Source organism: Rhodococcus sp. S3, from assembly GCF_058211795.1.
Genome location: NZ_CM177074.1, coordinates 5,052,000 through 5,069,259, shown reverse-complemented (window position 1 = coordinate 5,069,259; position 17,260 = coordinate 5,052,000). Strand labels below are relative to the sequence as shown.

Here is a 17,260-nt window from a genome sequence, read left to right as displayed (position 1 = left end):
CGTCAACCTCCTTCACCGGGATCGGATTTCGCCACGAAGTCGTAGGCCGCCATCGGACCGAGCAACGAGATCTCGACCCGGCCCTCCCACTCCCGGCCCAGTTCCTGCAGGGTCTGTTCGAGCTCGTCCTGCCGTTCCAGTTCGACGAGGACGGCGATGTGCACGGCATCCTGCTCGTGCGTGGGTTGCCGTTCGTTGACCATCGGTTCGAGCGACGACAGGGCCTCGACCGTGTGACGGGTGTCCTCGTTACGTTTGGCCTCGATCGTCGCGTTGATGATCTCCCCGAGCGCCATCCGGGCCTCGCGGGTCGCGTCCTCGGATTGCCCGCGGATCTGTTCCCGCAACTGCGCCGCCTCGGAGTTCTCCTCGAGGATCTCCTGCAGGATCGCCCTCTCGACGTAGCGTCCCTTCACGACGAACTGGGCGAGCCCGTCGAGTTGGTCGAGGGCCGAGGCGAGTTCGTCCTCGTTCCCCTCGAGCAACTCCGCGGCCACCGCATCCCGATCGGTGAGGACCGCGCCGAATCTCAACGGGAGCACGGGTGCAACCGTCACGGTCCCGTCGAGCAACGCGGCGTGGGCCTTGAGATCGTCCGGTGTGCCGAGGGCACGATCGGTCGGGATCTCGCTCACCAGCGCAGCGATGCGACCGGACTTGACCACCGATACCTCGGCCGGCGGATTGCCCACCCCCTCCGCATGATCCTCCGGCTCCACATCCGACGGGACGATCCTGTAGACGTACACCGCAGTGGTCGTGGCGGTTTCGTCGCTGTCACCCTGCTCGGGCCGTTCGGTCTGTTCCGTGGACATCAGTCCTCACCCCTGCGTGATCGTCGAGCGGGCTCCCGCTGCTCCTGGACGTCGCCGAGGAACTCGCTGACCTTCTCCCCCGCAGCCTCGAGTGCTCCCTTCGTCTTGTGCTTGGAACCGCCGGAAGTGATGTCGCCGACGAGATCCGGAAGACCCTTCGGCTCGTTGTCGGAGATTTCGAGCCGGTTCACCGCCTCCGCGAAACGCAGGTAGGTGTCGACACTGGCCACGACGACGCGGGCGTCGATGGTGAGCAGTTCGATACCGACGAGCGAGGCACGCACGAACGCGTCGATGACGAGACCCTTGTCGAGGATGGTGTCGATGACGTCGGCGAGGCCGGACGAATTGGGACGGGCCATACCGCCCCCGCCGCCTCCACCGCCGCCCCCTGCAGGTTGGATGGTCATGACCGGGATCCTCTCGAGCGGGCCGAGCGCGTACCGGTGGACTTCGTCGCGCGGGTCCGTTTCGCGGGCGCACGCTTCCGGGGCGGTTCGGGCTCGTCCTCTTCGTCGTCGGGTTCTTCGCCGGAGGACTCGTCCTCCTCGGTCTCGTCCTCCTCTTCGGGATACTCGTCCTCGAGATCCTCGTCCTCGTCGCGGATCTCGTCCTCGTCACCGGAGGTGTCGGTCTCCCCCTCGTCCCCCTCCTCGCCGATCTCGCGGGCGTCCTCCTGCTCGCGCTCCTCTTCTTCCTGACGCGCGGTCTCGTCGTCCTTGACGACCTCGCTCTCGCGGATCTCGCCGTGCCAGCCGACGATGTCGTCGGGATGCAGGATTGCCTCGGTCATGGCGTAGCGCCGGAAGTGCTTCAGCTCCAGGCGTGATCGGCGGCCGACCGCCCGCCACAGATTCGCGGTGCGCTCGAACAGACCCCGGGGGTGGTACTCGAGCACCATGAGGATCCGGGTGAGATCGGGTGTGAGTTCGTGGAAGGTCACCGCGCCGTCGATGTATCCCTTGCCGCCCTTGGACCGCCACACGATCCGTTCGAACGGGACCTGTTCGAGGATCGTGGACTCCCAGTTCCGGCGCGACCAGAACACTTTGCCGGTCCAGTGGAGCTTCTCGTCCTGGACCTGCTCGACCTGTTCGACCTTCTTCATGAACTTCGGCCAGTCGGCGAACTGGGTCCACAGGTCGTAGGCGAGGTCGATCGGCACACCGACGTCGATGCTCTCGACGATGTTGGTGAGCTTGAGTTTCTTTCCGCCCCCGCCCTTGCCTCCGCCACCGCCGGTGACGGACTCCTTGACGTCCTCGAACTTGTCCTTCGCGGTGTTCTTCAGGTTCTCGAATCCCGAACTCGCCGCCGCCTTCAACGGCGAATCGCCCTGAGCGAGCTTGTCGACACCGGTCAGCGCACTGGCCAGATTGCCGCCCTTGCCCTCGGAGTAATCCTGTAATCGTCCTGCCGTACCGGTGACCCTGTCGGACAGGCTCGACAGCGCATTCTGCGCGACGGTTCCTGCGAGGCCCTGCAACGACTGCTGCAGACCGCCGGTCAGTCCGCCCGTGGCCTTCCCGGCCGTGTCCGTGGCGCTGCGGCCGGCCTTACCGGCGGTATCGGTCGCGGTCTTCCCGGCCTTGCCCACCGCGTCGGCGACTCCGCCCGATACATCGCTCAATCTGGCCATCGCTCTCACCGCTTCGTTCGACGTACGGGCGCACGACCGGAGGAAGAGGACGACGCAGTGCTACGCGCTGCGCGCTTGCGCGGCTTCGGAGGTGCCTCCTCCGAGTCGTCCGAGTCCTCGTTGTCGGCTGTCTTCTTGCTGCGGGAAGTCCGCGGACGGGATGTGGCGCGGGCTGCACGGCGCCGCGGTGCGGGACGCTCGGGTTCCGGCTCCTCTTCGTCGCCCGAATCCTCCTCGTCGGAACCCTCTTCGTCCGTCTCGTCGTACTCCGGCTCCTCGTCGCGATTCCGGCTGCCGCGACGCCTGCCGCCGCGACCTTCCTCCTCGTCGCGTGATTCGTCGTATTCGTCCTCGTATTCGGCGTCCTCGGGTTCCTCCTCCGATCGTCCGCCGCCACCGCTCGCGCGGGACTGCAGACGTTCGTTGAGGGCGTCGATCCGGTTGCTGGCCGCGGTCACAGCAGCGGCACGAGCCGCATGCATGAGTTCTCCGCGAACGGATTCGGTGATCTTGTTGATCTCGGGAGACGAGCCGAGCATCGAGGCGCTGCGCTGCAGGAGTTCCTGCGGATTGCTGGGCAGTTTGCCGGTCATTCCGGCGCCGGCGAGCATCATGGCCACCCGCATCTTCTTGGTACGGCCGAGGAAATATCCGATGCCCACACCGAGGGCGACTCGTGCTCCGGGTTTCATCACCGTTCTCCTTCGTATGCCGCGCGTCGTGTGGCGTGCTCGGAAGGGGCTGGGAGATCTCGGTACGCAGCCGACGCACGTCTTTGTGTGATGCAAACCACAGTACGTCGCTCGAGACCTTGATTCGCATGCTTCGTCGGCACACGGATTCCGGAGTGGACGACGGGCTCGGAAAGTACCAATCAGTATGTTGTGCAGCAGGATACGAGCATTGCTACATATCCGGTCCGGCCGTCCGTGGCGATGTCAAAGAAAGGTTCTCGAGCCGGTAAGGGTTCCGAAAACCGGAGGCTATCACCGCGGATGCGCCGGGGCGGCGATCCCGGTCGCCTGCAACGCGAATGCCGCTTCGGGGCCGATGATTTCGCCGACGAGGGCGAGGAAGCGGTCGACGAAGGCCGGCCCGTGGGCACCCTCGGTGGCGTCGTCGGGATCCTGCGGATCGAGATGGTGCGCGAGCTCGTGCAGCACCACCATCTCGCGGAACGCCCACGCGGTGTTCGCCCGGTGCTCGGGAAGGGCGATCGTCGCGCAGTCGCGTTCGTAGTGTGCGGCCGCGTTGCCCGCACGGGCCCGCACACGCACCGGCACGGCGGCGCGCTCCCACCGGGCGCGTACCCAGTCGAGGGCGAGCACGGCGTCGATGTAGTCCTGGACCGAGGCGATGGACGCGAACCGTCGCTCGACCGGGAGCGTGACGTGGGAACCGGCGACCTCGACGGTCCGCAACCCGCGCTCGTCGGCGCGGTCGAGCATCTTCCGTACGATCGACTCCGCTTCGTACACAGCGGTTCTGCGGGCATCACGCACCTTGGTCACCGTTCCAGCCTCCTCGGAGCCGACGGCAGTTCGGGTGCCGTTCCCAGTCGGGCCGCGCGTCCGGCGCGATCGCCTGCACGCCGGGCATCGGCCGAGCGCGCCGACGGTGCCCGGTTGCCCCGCCAACCCCCCCGTGCCTGCGACGTACTGCGGTAGAAGTCCTGGAGTTCCAGACTCTTCCCACGCAACACCAACGCCGTGCCGGGCGCGGATGTTTCCACCTCGCGTTCCATCTCCTGCTTCGCCTCGGTCAGTCGGGCACCGATCCGGGCGGCGAACGCCGACTGGAAGTTCAACCGCGCCGTCACCGCGGCAACGGGCTTGCGCACGCGTGTGCGCACACGGCGACCGCCGCGTTCCTCGACGACGGTGCGCACCGTGGTCTCGTTCCGGTAGGTGCCCTCGCGCAGATATGCGTCGGACGCGCGCACCATCTGCACGAGCAGGGACGAGTACAGCGCCTCGCACACGTCGATGTCGTCGGCGAAGCCGTAGGCGTAGATGACGGTGGAGTTCGCGGTGATGTCGCACTGCACGTCGTTGGCCGCCGCGATCGCGATGAACAACTGGGCGTAGGTGCGCAGTCCCTTCTTCCCCGTCTCGCCGATGGTGATCAGCCGCTGCACGGGAGTCGCGCGGCGTTCCTTCGCCGCCGTGTGACTGCGCGCGACCGCCAGATCGATCGAGGAGGACGTCGCGAGCCGCTGCGCCGCGGCGAGGAAGGCGTCGGCCTCGTGAGGGTTGTCGGTGGACTCCGCCTGGCGGAGCAACCCGCCGATACGGCTCAACATCTTGTCCGAACTCACCCAGCGAGCGTAGAGCGTGGCACCGACTCCGCCCACGAGACCGGGAACACGCACGAAATTCCTGCGAAACCGCCCGCGACCCACCAAGATCGTGCAGATGGACACTGCGGTCGATTTCGTCACCGATATCAACGACACGTTCTGGTATGCGGTGATCGCACTGCTCATCGGTTCGGGCCTGTACTACACGATCCGGTCCCGGTTCATCCAGATCCGGCTCCTGCCAGACATGCTGCGTTCCATCGTGGAGAAACCCGAGAGACAACCCGACGGCGAACCGGGCCTGTCCGCCTTCCGGGCCTTCTCCGTCTCGGCCGCCTCCCGAGTGGGAACGGGCAATGTCGCCGGTGTCGCGATCGCGATCAGCCTCGGTGGTCCCGGCGCGGTGTTCTGGATGTGGGCGATGGCTCTGGTCGGTGCGGCGACCGCCTTCCTCGAGTCCACCCTCGCCCAGCTGTACAAGGTGCGCGACGAGGACGGCACCTTCCGCGGCGGCCCCGCCTACTACATGCAGTACGGGCTGCGGAAGCGCTGGATGGGCATGATCTTCGCGGTCATCATCACGATCACCTACGGCTTCGTGTTCAACGCGGTGCAGACCAACTCGATCGTCGACGCCGTCGCGGGTTCGGTCGGGGAGAAGACCATGACACTCCAGGTGATCGTGGGCCTGGTCGTCGCCCTCATCGTCGGCGTGGTGATCTTCGGCGGTATCCGCCGCATCTCCGGCGTGTCCCAGATCGTCGTGCCGGTCCTGGCGTTCGTCTACCTGGTCATCGGCATCATCGTCGTGGTCCTCAACATCGGCGAGGTTCCGACCATGTTCCGCCTCATCGTCGAGAACGCCTTCGGTCTCGAGGAGATCGTCGGTGGTGGTTTCGGTGCAGCCTTCATGAACGGCATCCGCCGAGGTCTCTTCTCGAACGAGGCCGGCATGGGCTCGGCGCCCAACGCCGGTGCCGCCGCCGCGGTCTCCCACCCGGTCAAGCAGGGTCTGGTCCAGAGCCTCGGCGTCTATTTCGACACCCTGCTGGTCTGCTCGATCACGGCCTTCATCATCCTGCTGTCCGAGCCCGAATTCGGCAGCGGCCTGGAGGGTGCCGCTCTGACGCAGAACGCGCTCGCGCTGCAGCTCGGCGACTGGACGGTGCACTTCCTCGCCGTGCTGATCTTCTTCCTCGCGTTCACCTCGGTGATCGGCAACTACTACTACAGCGAATCCAACATGGAGTTCCTCACCGGATCGCGCCGCATCCTGCCCTACCTGCGCTCGGCGGTCGTGCTGTGCGTCTTCCTCGGGGCGATCGGTTCGCTGCCGCTGGTGTGGGCCCTGGCCGACCTCGCCATGGGGATCATGGCCACCGTCAACCTCATCGCCCTGATCCCGCTGTCGGGTATCGCCTACGCCCTGTTCCACCACTACAGCGCGCAGCGCAAGCAGGGCCGCGACGCGGTCTTCCGCGCCGGTGACGTCCCGGGCATCCGTGGGATCCAGGTCTGGAACGACGACGACATCACGCCGGTCGAGAGCCGATCGAGCGACGCACGGTAGATTCCCCTACCGCACGAGCGTGTACCGCTTCGGAAAGGATCTTTCGAGATGGCGTCGGTGACCTTCGACAAGGCCACGTGCCTGTTCCCCGGCTCGAGTACGCCCGCGGTCGACGCGCTCGACCTCGAGATCGAGGACGGCGAGTTCCTCGTCCTGGTCGGGCCGTCGGGTTGCGGCAAGTCGACCTCGTTGCGCATGCTCGCCGGCCTCGAGGAGGTGCACAGCGGGCGCATCCTCATCGGCGACCAGGACGTCACCGGGCAGGATCCGAAGGAACGCGACATCGCGATGGTGTTCCAGAACTACGCCCTCTACCCGCACATGTCGGTCGCGGAGAACATGGGCTTCGCGCTGAAGCTGGCCAAGACACCCAAGAACGAGATCCGCGAACGGGTCGTCGAGGTCGCGAAGATGCTCGACCTCGAGCAGTTCCTCGACCGCAAGCCCAAGGCGCTGTCCGGCGGTCAGCGTCAGCGCGTCGCGATGGGCCGCGCCATCGTCCGCCAGCCGCAGGTCTTCCTCATGGACGAGCCGCTGTCGAACCTCGACGCCAAGCTCCGCGTGCAGACCCGCACGCAGATCGCGCAGCTGCAGCGCCGCCTCGGCACCACCACCGTCTACGTCACCCACGACCAGGTCGAGGCGATGACGATGGGCGACCGCGTCGCCGTGCTCGAGAAGGGCATCCTGCAGCAGTGCGCGTCGCCGCGCGTGCTCTACAACAAGCCCGCGAACGTCTTCGTCGCCGGCTTCATGGGCTCGCCCGCGATGAACCTCTTCCGACTCCCGGTCTTCGACCGCGGCGCGATGATCGGCGACATCCACGTACCGGTGCCGCGCGACGTGGTCGGCCAGGTCACCGAGAAAGAGGTCGTGCTCGGGATCAGGCCCGAACACCTCGAGATCTCGAACGAGGGTCTGGCCATGGACGTCGACGTGGTCGAGGAGCTCGGCTCGGAGGCCTACGTCTACGGCCGGGCCGATGTCGGCGGGATCGTGCAGCAGATCGTCGCGCGCAGCGACTGGCGCAATCCTCCGCAGAAGGGCGACCGGCTGTACCTGCGCTTCGACCCCGAGCACGTGCACGTCTTCGGGACGTCCGACGGGAAGCGGATCGGCTGACGATCGTTCCCGTGATCGGTCGGTGCACTCGACACTCGACCGATTCAGGATGGGCGGAATGCCGACTTTTACCGGTGCTGCGTGCCACAGTAGTGGCCGGTGTCGGTGCACCAGGGTCACCGACGTGTGTTTTTCGACCTCGAATGGGGAGTTGTTGATGGTTCTGAATACGAAGGCGATGCGGAGGGCTGCGATCGCCGCTACGGCCGCGACCGCGCTCGTTCTCGCCGGCTGCTCGTCGGACGACGGTGGCGACGACACCTCGAGCGGCAGTGAGGGTACCGCTGCGTCCGCCGAGGGCCGCGGCCCGATCACGATCGTCGAGGGGCAGGATCCCCTGAACACGGCACTCGAGAGCATCATCGCCGACTGGAACGCCGAGCATCCCGACGAGCAGGTGACGTTCAAGCCGCTGGCCAAGGAGGCCAACGACCAGTACGACGACATCGCTCAGCGCATGCAGGCCAAGAGCGACGAGTACGACCTCATCGCCGTCGACGTCACCAACACCGCGGAGTTCGCCGCGAACGGCTGGCTGCTCCCCCTCGAGGGCGACCTGGAGATCGACACCGAGGGCGTGCTGCCCGCGACCGTCGAGTCGGGCACCTACAACGGCACCCTGTACGCCGCCCCGAAGAACACGAACGGCGCGTTCCTCTACTACCGCACCGACCTCGTCGACGAGGCGCCCGCGACCTGGGACGACCTGAAGGCCGAGTGCCCGAAGGCCGAGGAGGCGGGTATCGCCTGCTACATCGGTCAGTTCAAGAACTACGAAGGCCTGACGGTCAACGTCACCGAGATCGTCAACGCCTTCGGTGGCTCCTTCGTCGCCGAGGACGGCCTGACCCCGGCCATCGACGACAAGACGGCCGAGGGCCTGCAGTTCATCGTCGACAACTTCGAGGACGGCATCATCCCGGCCGCCGCGCAGACCTACACCGAGGGCGAGTCGCAGACCGCCTTCGGCAACGGCGAGGCACTGTTCCTGCGCACGTGGCCCGGCTTCTACACCGACGGTGAGACCTCGTCGGTCGCCGGCAACTACGGCATCGCCGTCCTGCCCGGCATCGACGGCCCCGGCGTCTCGACGCTCGGCGGCTACAACGTCGGCATCAGCGCGTTCTCGGATGCTCCCGCCACCGCGCGTGACTTCCTCGAGTTCATGCAGACCCGCCAGTCGCAGATGTACTACGCGGAAGCGGGCGGCGCCCCGGTTCTCGCCGAGGTCTACGACGACGCCTCCATCCTCGAGCAGTACCCCTACTTCTCGACGCTGAAGGAGGTCCTCGAGGCCGCCAAGCCGCGTCCGGCGTCGCCGTACTACTCGGCCGTGTCGAAGGCGATCTCCGACAACGCCTACGCTGCGATCCGTGGCGAGAAGACCGTCCAGCAGGCGCTGGACGACACCAAGGCCGGCATCGAGACCGCCGGCAACTGATGCTCTAGGAGCAGTACATGGCTGACCCGCAGGTCGACAATCCCGCGGATCCGCCACACGCCCCCGCGGTCGGGACCGTCCCCGGTCCCGACCGCGGACGTGTCGGCGGACGTCACCGCGTGCCCGCACCTCCCGCCACGGCGGTGAAGACGCGGCGCAAGGTTCCGGTATGGATGTTCGTCGCCCCGTCGATGCTCGTCCTGGCCGTGATCATCCTGTACCCGCTCGGGCGAGCGGTGTGGATGTCGCTGCACGGTGACTCGAAGCGACTCGATCCCGAGACGGGCCGGTTCGTCACCGGCGGTTTCGTGGGGATCGAGAACTACACGCGCTGGATCACCCAGACCTGCAATACCGCCACCGGTTCGATCCCGTGCCCTCCGGGCACCCTCGGCTCCCAGTTCTGGCAGTCGATCTTCAACACCTTCTTCTTCACCGTCGTCACGGTCTCGCTCGAGACGGTGATCGGTTTCGCGATGGCGATCGTGATGGCCAAGTCGTTCCGGGGTCGCGGCCTGCTGCGCGCCTCGGTGCTCGTGCCGTGGGCGATCCCCACCGCCGTCACCGCCAAGCTGTGGTTCTTCATCTTCGCCAACGACGGTGCCGCCAACAAACTGCTCGGCACCGACTACCTGTGGACCGCCGATCCGTGGCCGGCGCGCTTCGCGATCATCGTCGCCGACGTGTGGAAGACGGCGCCGTTCATGGCGCTGCTCATCCTCGCCGGCCTGCAGATGATCCCGCAGGACGTCTACGAGGCCGCGAAGGTCGACGGCGCGAACGCCTGGCAGCGATTCAAGATGATCACGCTGCCGCTGGTGAAGCCCGCCCTCATGGTGGCGATCCTGTTCCGCACCATGGACGCGCTGCGCATGTACGACCTGCCCGCGATCATGATGGGGTCGAATCCCGCGACGTCCACGATCTCGGTGCTCGTCGTCGACCAGATGCGTCAGGGCTCGAACTCCGCGTCGGCCCTGTCGACGATCACCTTCCTGCTCATCTTCGCCGTCGCCTTCGTGCTGGTGCGGTTCCTCGGCGCCAACGCGGTGAGTACGCAGGAGAAGCAGCGTAAGGGGGAGGTCGTATGACCGTCACCACCGAGATTCCCCGGATCCAGCCGGAGCCCGAGCCCACGCCGGTGCAGTCCCGCAAGGTGCCGTTCAAGCGCAGGATGAGCACGGTCGGCACCTACGTGGGTGTCGCGCTGATCGTCGTGTGGGGCCTGGCTCCCTGTTACTGGATGATCGTCACCGCCCTGCGCGACCCGTCGGAGACGTTCAGCACGACCCTGTGGCCGTCGAACCCGACGCTGCAGAACTTCGCCGACGCGCTCGACCCCGACGCCAAGGTCAACTTCTCGCGGGCGCTGCTCAACAGCGTCATCATCGCCGGTGCCACCACGGCGGTCGCGCTGCTGCTCGGCGTGTTCACCGCCTACGCGCTGTCGCGGTTCGAGTTCCGCGGCAAGTACTTCGTCACCGGCCTCATCCTCGGCGCGTCGATGTTCCCGGTCGTCGCGCTCGTGACGCCGCTGTTCCAGTTGTTCACCGACATCGGCTGGATCGGCAAGTACCAGGCGCTGATCATCCCGAACATCTCGTTCGTGCTGCCGCTGACCGTCTACACGCTCACCTCGTTCTTCTCCGAGCTGCCGTGGGAACTCGAGGAGGCCGCCCGGATGGACGGTGCGACGCGCGGGCAGGCGTTCCGCCTGGTCATGCTGCCGCTCGCGGCACCCGCGTTGTTCACCACGGCGATCCTCGCCTTCATCGCGACCGTCAACGAGTACCTGCTGATGTCGCAGCTGTCGAGCGAGAGCACGGCCCCGGTGACGGTCGCGATGGCACGGTTCACCGGTACCGACCCGTACGTCACCCCGTACGCGTCGATCATGGCCGGCGGCACGCTCGTCATGGTGCCGCTCGTGGTGATGGTGCTGATCTTCCAGCGACGCATCATCTCGGGTCTGACCGCGGGTGGCGTCAAGTCGTGAGGAAGGTTCCGCGCCGGAACCGACTCGAGATGCTGCTCGGCCTGCTCACGGTGTTCACGGTGATGGCCGTGATCTCCGCCGTCGCCGAGCTGACGTCGCCGCAACCCGGCATCGTGCCGTCCCTCGTGCTGCTCGCATTCGTCGTGATGTGGGGGTTCGCGTTCCGCGCGTGGCGCCGATCGGAATGACGCGATCGGAATGACGCCGATCGGATCGACTCTGTCGTGACGTGAGAAGGAGCACCGAAGCGGTGTTCCGGAGGCGTCCTGCGGTCGTTTCCGTACCATACGGTGGGCGGGAGACCCTCCCGTCCGGATTACCGGTACCGAGAAAGTGGAACGAGTGACGAGCCCCAAAAGGTCGACATCCTCGCGCGCCGCCGCGGCCGCAGCGAAGAAGCGAAGGGGACGCATCGTTCGCTACGCCGTACTCGTCGCGTTCGTTCTCGCCGTGCTCGTACCGCTCGGAATCTTCGCCTCCGCCTACTACTCGGCGAAGGTGCCGACCCCGGCGGACATGAAGACGAACCAGCTCGCGCGGATCTACGCGTCCGACGACGCCACCGAGATCACGCGGGTCGTCCCGCCGGAGGGCAACCGTCTCGAGGTCGGTATCGCGCAGATCCCCGAGCACGTCCGCAACGCCGTGCTGTCGGCGGAGGACCGCAACTTCTACAGCAATCCCGGTTTCTCGATCACCGGTTTCGCGCGCGCGGCCCGCGACAACGTCATGGGCAAGGACACCGCCGGCGGTGGGTCCACGATCACCCAGCAGTACGTCAAGAACGTGCTCGTCGGCGCCGATCGCACGCTCGAACGCAAGATGCGCGAGCTCGTCATCTCCACCAAGATGGCGCGACAGTGGTCGAAGGACGAGATCCTCGAGGCGTATCTCAACACCATCTACTTCGGTCGCGGCGCCTACGGCATCGGCGCGGCGTCGCAGGCGTACTTCGGCAAGCCCGTCGAGGAACTGTCGGTCTCCGAGGGCGCTGTCCTGGCCGGGGTGATCCAGACGCCGTCGTCGCTCGACCCCGAGTACAACCTGCCGGCCATCGAGGAGCGCTGGAACTACGTGCTCGACGGCATGGTCGAGATGGACGTCCTCGACCCCTCCGAGCGGTCGGAGCAGGTGTTCCCCCCGACGGTGCCGTCGGACACCCTTGTATTGGCCACCGAGGCGACGGGTCCGGAAGGACACATCCGTACGCAAGTGCTGCGCGAGCTGTCCGCGGCGGGGATCAGCGAACAGGACCTCAACACCGAGGGCCTGCGCATCACCACCACCATCGATCTGAAGGCCCAGCAGGCGGCGATCGACGCCGCCCGGTCCACGCTGTCCGGCGAGCCCGGGGAGCTGCGCACCGCGGTGGTCTCGGTCGATCCCCGCTCCGGTGCCGTGCGCGCCTATTACGGCGGTGAGGACGGCGCCGGCTTCGACTTCGCGCAGGCACCCGTCCAGACCGGGTCGGCGTTCAAGGTGTTCGGCCTGCTCGCCGCACTCGACGACGGGATCGGCCTCAACGCGCGCTTCGACAGCTCCCCGCTCACGGTGGGCAACATCCGCATCGGCAACGTCGAGGGCGAGTCGTGTGGACGCTGCACGATCGCCGAGGCACTCAAGCGGTCGCTGAACACGAGCTTCTATCGGCTCATGATGTCCATGTCGAACGGCCCGCAGAAGATCGCCGACGCCGCGCACGCAGCAGGAATCCCGCTGACGATCCCCGGCGTCGAGGGGCAGACGCTGAGCGAGAACGGCGGTCCTCCGGAGGGCGGCATCGTCCTCGGCCAGTACCAGGCACGTGTCATCGACATGGCCTCCGCCTACGCGACGATCGCCGCGTCCGGTGTCTTCCACGAGCCGTACTTCGTGCAGAAGGTCGTCACGGCCGACGGTGTCGTGCTCCTCGATCGACCGGCGTCCCCCGGCGAGCAGCGCTTCGATGCCGCGGTCGCCGACAACGCGACCCAGGCCATGATGCCGATCGCCGCCTACTCGCGCGGGCATGCGCTCGCCGGTGGCCGGCCGTCGGCGTCGAAGACCGGTACCACGCAGCTCGGTGACACCGGGCTGAACAAGGACGCCTGGATGGTCGGGTACACGCCGTCGCTGTCGACGGCCGTGTGGATGGGCACCCCCGACGCCGGGCCGATCACCAACAGCTGGGGTGGGTCGATCTACGGTTCCGGACTGCCGTCGGACACCTGGAAGGGAACGATGGACGGCGCGCTCGAGGGCACACCCGTCGAAAGCTTCCCGTGGCCGGCACCGATCGGTGGTCAGGCGGGTGTCCCGAAGGACGCCGGTATCGAGACCACCACCACTGCCCCGCCGCCGACCTTCCAGCTGCCCGACCTGTCGAACCTGCCGCCGATCACGATTCCGGCGCCGCCGGTCGACCTGCCGGTCCAGGTGCCCTCGCAGATCGAGGTGTTCCCCGGCGTGACGATCCAGATCCCCGGCTTGTAGAGGGGGAGTCCACTCGTTCGTCGAGGGGGAGGTAGTGTGCGTTCTCCCGACCGGGGACGCACACAACCTCCCCCTCGTTGTCGAGGCGGTCCGCGTCTACGGCCCGTTCAGTACCGTCGGCAGCAGCGCGGCCGAACAGTCGACGACCTCGTCGACGCTCGGCGAGCCTTCGCGGAACCGGTCGATCGCCAGCGACTCCACGAATGCCCACCACGCCCGCAGCCGCATGCGGGTGACGGGGGTGTCGTCGCAGCCCAGCGCCGTGACAACCCGCTCGACCATGGTGTCGCGCATCGAGTCGTGGATGTCGCGGATCTGGGGGTCGGAGCCGACGCCGCTGTGGAAGAACGCCTGGTAGTTGTCGCCGTGGCGGTCGATGAACGACACGAATGGGTGCAGCACCGCCCGGAGCGGATCCTGCTCGTCCGGATCGGGGTCCGCCGCGCGGAGCAACCGGCGTGACGCGGCGCCGACGACGGCGACGTAGAAGTCCTGCTTCGTGGGGAAGTAGCGGAACAGCAGACCACGGGAGATGCCGGCGATCTCGGCGACGCGATCGATCGACAGGGCGTGGATCGGGCGCGTCGACAGCTCCTGCAGCCCGATCGCCACGAGTTGTCGTCGACGTTCCTCGGGCGGCAGACGACGCCGTCCCTTGGACGCCTCTTGTCGTGGGGTGCTCACACCGATAGCCTAACTGAGCATCGCTCAGTTACGACCGCCCGACCGGGCAGATTCCCGGTCGAACTCGACGGAAGGCACCCGATGGATTTCGCACAGTCCGAGCGCAGTCGCGACTATCTCGAACGCCTCCGAGCGTTCATCGCCGCCGAGGTCACGCCCGTCGAACAGCGACTGCGGGCCGAGCGGCGCACCGCGGGCGAGGGACGACGCGACATCGATGCCGCCGAGAGGTGGGCCGTCTCCCCCGAGTTTCGCGAGCTGCAGCGCAAGGCCCGCGCCGAGGGCCTGTGGAACCTCTTCCTGCCCGACGCCGAACTCGGCGCCGGACTGTCGAACGTCGACTACGCCCCGCTCGCCGAGGAGATGGGTCGCTCGCAGTTCGCCTCCGCGGTGTTCAACTGCGACGCCCCCGACACCGGTAACATGGAGGTCCTCTACCACTACGGCAGCGAGGCGCAGAAGGAACAGTGGCTGCGCCCCCTGCTCGACGGTGAAATCCGTTCGGCCTTCTGCATGACCGAACCCGAGGTTGCGTCGTCGGACGCGACGAACATGGCCGCGACCGCCGTGGTCGAGGGCGACGAGATCGTGCTCAACGGCCGCAAGTGGTGGAGCACCGGCGTCGGCCACCCCGACTGCAAGGTGCTCATCTTCATGGGCCTGACCGATCCGGAAGCCCACAAGTACCAGCGACATTCGATGGTCCTCGTGCCCTTCGACACCCCGGGTGTGAAGGTCGAGCGCATGCTCCCGACCATGGGCTTCTTCGACGAGCCCAGCGGCCACGGTGAGGTGTCCTTCACCGACGTGCGACTGCCGCTCGATGCCGTCATCGCCGGTCCCGGACGGGGATTCGAGATCGCCCAGGGCCGCCTCGGTCCCGGTCGCATCCATCACTGCATGCGCCTCGTCGGGCTGGCCGAGCACACCCTCGAACTCGCGTGCCGCCGAGGTCTCGAGCGCACCGCCTTCGGTAAGCCGATCATCAACCTCGGTGGCAACCGCGAACGCATCGCCGACGCCCGCATCGCGATCAACCAACTGCGATTGCTCGTCCTGCACGCGGCCTGGCTGCTCGACACGCAGGGCCTCGCCGGGGCGCGCTCGGCGGTCTCGGAGATCAAGGTCGTCGCACCGCGCGTCACCCAGCAGATCGTCGACTTCGCCATCCAGATCCACGGCGGCGGAGGACTTTCCGACGACTTCCCCCTCGCCGGTGCGTGGACGGCGGCGCGAGCCCTGCGTCTCGCCGACGGCCCCGACGAGGTGCACCAGGGGCTCGTCGCCCGGTTCGAACTCGGCAAGTACGCGTGAGAGGGAATTTCCGACGATGACCACCCTTCCCGAGAACGCCCGTACCGTTCGCGACGAGGACGCCTTCGACGTCGACGCGGTCGCAGCCTGGCTCGCCGAGAACGCGGGCATCGCAGGGGTGCCGGAGGTCCGCCAGTTCTCCGGCGGCGCATCCAATCTCACCTACCTGCTGCGCTATCCGGATCGCGATCTCGTGCTGCGTCGCCCGCCCGCCGGGGCGAAGCCGTCGTCGGGTCACGACATGGCACGCGAGTACCGCATCCAGTCGATGCTCGCGCCGGTCTACCCCTACGTTCCCACCATGGTCGGCCTGTGCACCGATCACAGCGTGCTCGGCAGCGACTTCTACGTCATGGACCGGGTTCCCGGCACCATCCTGCGTACGAATCCGCCCACGCAGCTCGACCTCTCCGAAGCGGACACCCGCACCCTGTGCCTACGCATCGTCGACCTGCTCGTCGAACTGCACGGCATCGATCCGGAGTCCGCAGGACTGTCCGGTCTGGGTCGCGGATCCGGCTACGTCGCACGGCAGGTCGCGGGGTGGACGTCGCGCTACGCCAAGGCCCGCACCGACAACGTCCCCGACTTCGCCCGCGTCACCGAGTGGCTGGCGGCGCGGCAGCCGCAGGACGTCGCGCAGACCGTCATCCACGGTGACTTCCGGCTCGACAACATCGTGCTCGACGAGAACGATCCGTTGAAGCCGCTCGCGGTGCTGGACTGGGAGCTTGCCACCATCGGCGACCCCCTGATGGACCTCGGCTCGTCGCTCGCCTACTGGGTCCAGGCGGACGACGACGACATGCTGCTGCTGACGAAGCGTCAGCCGTCCGATCTGCCCGGCATGCTCACCCGGCAGGAGATCGTCGAATACTATTCCGAGCGAACCGGACTGCCGGTGGACGGCTGGGGATTCTACGAGGTGTTCGGACTGTTCCGCCTCGCCGTGATCGCCCAGCAGATCTACTACCGCTACCACCACGGCCACACCACCAATCCGGCCTTCAAGGACTTCTGGATCGTGGTCGGCTACCTCGAATCCCGTTGCAGTGCATTGATCGATCGATACGAGAAGGAGAGCCGATGAGCCGCCCGCAGCGACGGAACATCCTCATCACCGGTGCGAGTTCCGGCCTCGGTGCCGGAATGGCGCGTGAATTCGCCGCTCGAGGAAGGAATCTCGCACTCGCCGCCCGGCGCGTCGAACGGCTCGAGGAGCTGCGGGACGAATTGCTCGCCGCGCACCCGGGTATCACGGTGAGCGTGCGCGCCCTCGATGTGAACAAGCACGACGACGTGTTCACCGTCTTCCGCGAGTTCGACGAGGAGCTCGGTGGTCTCGACCGGGTGATCGTGAACGCCGGCCTCGGCAAGGGACAACCGCTCGGTACCGGCTACTTCCGCGCGAACGCCCAGACGGCGAACACCAACTTCCTCGGTGCACTGGCGCAGAGCGAAGCGGCCCTCGAACTCATGCGGCCCCGTGGGCGCGGGCACGTCGTCCTCATCTCGTCCATGAGCGCGGTGCGGGGCATGCCACGCAACCTGACGACCTACGCCGCGTCGAAGGCCGCCGTCGCCTCGCTCGGTGAAGGGATGCGGGCCGACCTGGCGGACACCGACATTTCGGTGAGCACGATCTTCCCGGGCTACATCCGGTCGGAGATCAACGAGAAGGTGAAGAAGGTCCCGTTCATCGTCGACACCGAAACAGGGTGTCGCGCACTGGCGGCTGCGATCGAGAAGGAACCGGCCAAGGCGTACGTGCCGGGCTGGCCGTGGATTCCGCTCGGCTACGCGATGAAGGTGCTGCCGCTGTCGGTGATCCGGAAGATGGCGTAGGCGGGTCCGGAACCCGCACAGTGGGAACGACGAAGGCCGCACCCCGGTGAGGGATGCGGCCTT

The 17,260-nt window shown here is 67.0% G+C and carries 17 protein-coding genes; 10 read left to right on the top strand and 7 right to left on the bottom strand.

Translation table 11 applies throughout. The features are described 5' to 3' along the window. Nucleotides 1-2: 2 nt before the first annotated feature. The 6 genes from AC0LPE_RS23555 to AC0LPE_RS23530 form a co-directional block, all read right to left on the bottom strand. Nucleotides 3-815 (bottom strand): GvpL/GvpF family gas vesicle protein, encoded by an 813-nt coding sequence (locus AC0LPE_RS23555; protein ID WP_490605351.1) that lies wholly within the window; start codon nucleotides 813-815, stop codon nucleotides 3-5. Beyond that, on the bottom strand, nucleotides 815-1,225 hold the full coding sequence (gvpJ, locus tag AC0LPE_RS23550) for a gas vesicle protein GvpJ (RefSeq protein ID WP_490605350.1): 411 nt from the start codon (nucleotides 1,223-1,225) through the stop codon (nucleotides 815-817). Before gvpJ ends, AC0LPE_RS23555 begins: the two co-directional genes overlap by 1 nt. After that, entirely contained in the window at nucleotides 1,222-2,454 is a 1,233-nt protein-coding gene (locus tag AC0LPE_RS23545) for an SRPBCC family protein (RefSeq protein WP_490605349.1), read from the bottom strand. The genes gvpJ and AC0LPE_RS23545 overlap by 4 nt, the downstream gene beginning before the upstream one ends. A 5-nt stretch (nucleotides 2,455-2,459) precedes the next feature. Then, nucleotides 2,460-3,146, bottom strand: coding sequence for a hypothetical protein (locus AC0LPE_RS23540; protein ID WP_088896939.1), 687 nt, complete (start codon nucleotides 3,144-3,146; stop codon nucleotides 2,460-2,462). A gap of 294 nt (nucleotides 3,147-3,440) precedes the next feature. Next, nucleotides 3,441-3,965 carry a TIGR04338 family metallohydrolase gene (locus tag AC0LPE_RS23535; RefSeq protein WP_490605348.1) on the bottom strand — a complete coding sequence of 175 codons (525 nt, stop codon included), beginning with the start codon at nucleotides 3,963-3,965 and terminating at the stop codon, nucleotides 3,441-3,443. Then, complete coding sequence (locus tag AC0LPE_RS23530; protein WP_490605347.1) at nucleotides 3,962-4,771, bottom strand: DUF2786 domain-containing protein; 810 nt, start codon at nucleotides 4,769-4,771, stop codon at nucleotides 3,962-3,964. Before AC0LPE_RS23530 ends, AC0LPE_RS23535 begins: the two co-directional genes overlap by 4 nt. A gap of 97 nt (nucleotides 4,772-4,868) precedes the next feature. On the opposite strand from AC0LPE_RS23530, the gene AC0LPE_RS23525 reads away from it, so the two are divergent. From AC0LPE_RS23525 to AC0LPE_RS23495, 7 genes are all read left to right on the top strand, one after another. Then, nucleotides 4,869-6,323 carry an alanine/glycine:cation symporter family protein gene (locus AC0LPE_RS23525; RefSeq protein ID WP_490605346.1) on the top strand — a complete coding sequence of 485 codons (1,455 nt, stop codon included), beginning with the start codon at nucleotides 4,869-4,871 and terminating at the stop codon, nucleotides 6,321-6,323. A gap of 48 nt (nucleotides 6,324-6,371) precedes the next feature. Further along, nucleotides 6,372-7,445, top strand: a complete 1,074-nt coding sequence (locus AC0LPE_RS23520) for an ABC transporter ATP-binding protein (protein WP_490605345.1) — start codon at nucleotides 6,372-6,374, stop codon at nucleotides 7,443-7,445. Nucleotides 7,446-7,602: 157 nt separating this feature from the next. Then, nucleotides 7,603-8,886: an ABC transporter substrate-binding protein gene (locus AC0LPE_RS23515; protein ID WP_059381891.1), complete on the top strand. Its 1,284-nt coding sequence runs from the start codon at nucleotides 7,603-7,605 to the stop codon at nucleotides 8,884-8,886. A 17-nt stretch (nucleotides 8,887-8,903) separates the two neighbouring features. Then, a complete protein-coding gene (locus tag AC0LPE_RS23510; protein ID WP_145690411.1) occupies nucleotides 8,904-9,977 on the top strand; it encodes a carbohydrate ABC transporter permease in 1,074 nt (357 codons plus the stop codon). An 83-nt stretch (nucleotides 9,978-10,060) separates the two neighbouring features. Further along, nucleotides 10,061-10,882 (top strand): carbohydrate ABC transporter permease, encoded by an 822-nt coding sequence (locus tag AC0LPE_RS23505; protein WP_059381978.1) that lies wholly within the window; start codon nucleotides 10,061-10,063, stop codon nucleotides 10,880-10,882. Continuing rightward, nucleotides 10,879-11,070, top strand: coding sequence for a hypothetical protein (locus AC0LPE_RS23500; protein WP_059381889.1), 192 nt, complete (start codon nucleotides 10,879-10,881; stop codon nucleotides 11,068-11,070). Before AC0LPE_RS23505 ends, AC0LPE_RS23500 begins: the two co-directional genes overlap by 4 nt. Nucleotides 11,071-11,224: 154 nt before the next feature. Continuing rightward, nucleotides 11,225-13,354, top strand: coding sequence for a transglycosylase domain-containing protein (locus AC0LPE_RS23495; RefSeq protein ID WP_490605344.1), 2,130 nt, complete (start codon nucleotides 11,225-11,227; stop codon nucleotides 13,352-13,354). 96 nt (nucleotides 13,355-13,450) lie between these two features. Here AC0LPE_RS23495 and AC0LPE_RS23490 read toward each other — a convergent pair whose 3' ends face one another. Beyond that, nucleotides 13,451-14,038 (bottom strand): TetR family transcriptional regulator, encoded by a 588-nt coding sequence (locus AC0LPE_RS23490; RefSeq protein ID WP_160877327.1) that lies wholly within the window; start codon nucleotides 14,036-14,038, stop codon nucleotides 13,451-13,453. 81 nt (nucleotides 14,039-14,119) lie between these two features. Here AC0LPE_RS23490 and AC0LPE_RS23485 point away from each other — a divergent pair, with 81 nt between their 5' ends. Genes AC0LPE_RS23485 through AC0LPE_RS23475 form a run of 3 tightly spaced genes read left to right on the top strand, consistent with a single transcriptional unit; the run spans nucleotide 14,120 to nucleotide 17,197 of the window. Beyond that, nucleotides 14,120-15,352 (top strand): acyl-CoA dehydrogenase family protein, encoded by a 1,233-nt coding sequence (locus AC0LPE_RS23485; RefSeq protein ID WP_088896944.1) that lies wholly within the window; start codon nucleotides 14,120-14,122, stop codon nucleotides 15,350-15,352. Between the two features lie 16 nt (nucleotides 15,353-15,368). Continuing rightward, nucleotides 15,369-16,442, top strand: a complete 1,074-nt coding sequence (locus AC0LPE_RS23480; RefSeq protein ID WP_145690414.1) for a phosphotransferase family protein — start codon at nucleotides 15,369-15,371, stop codon at nucleotides 16,440-16,442. After that, nucleotides 16,439-17,197, top strand: a complete 759-nt coding sequence (locus AC0LPE_RS23475) for an SDR family oxidoreductase (RefSeq protein WP_016694959.1) — start codon at nucleotides 16,439-16,441, stop codon at nucleotides 17,195-17,197. The genes AC0LPE_RS23480 and AC0LPE_RS23475 overlap by 4 nt, the downstream gene beginning before the upstream one ends. Nucleotides 17,198-17,260 lie beyond the last annotated feature (63 nt).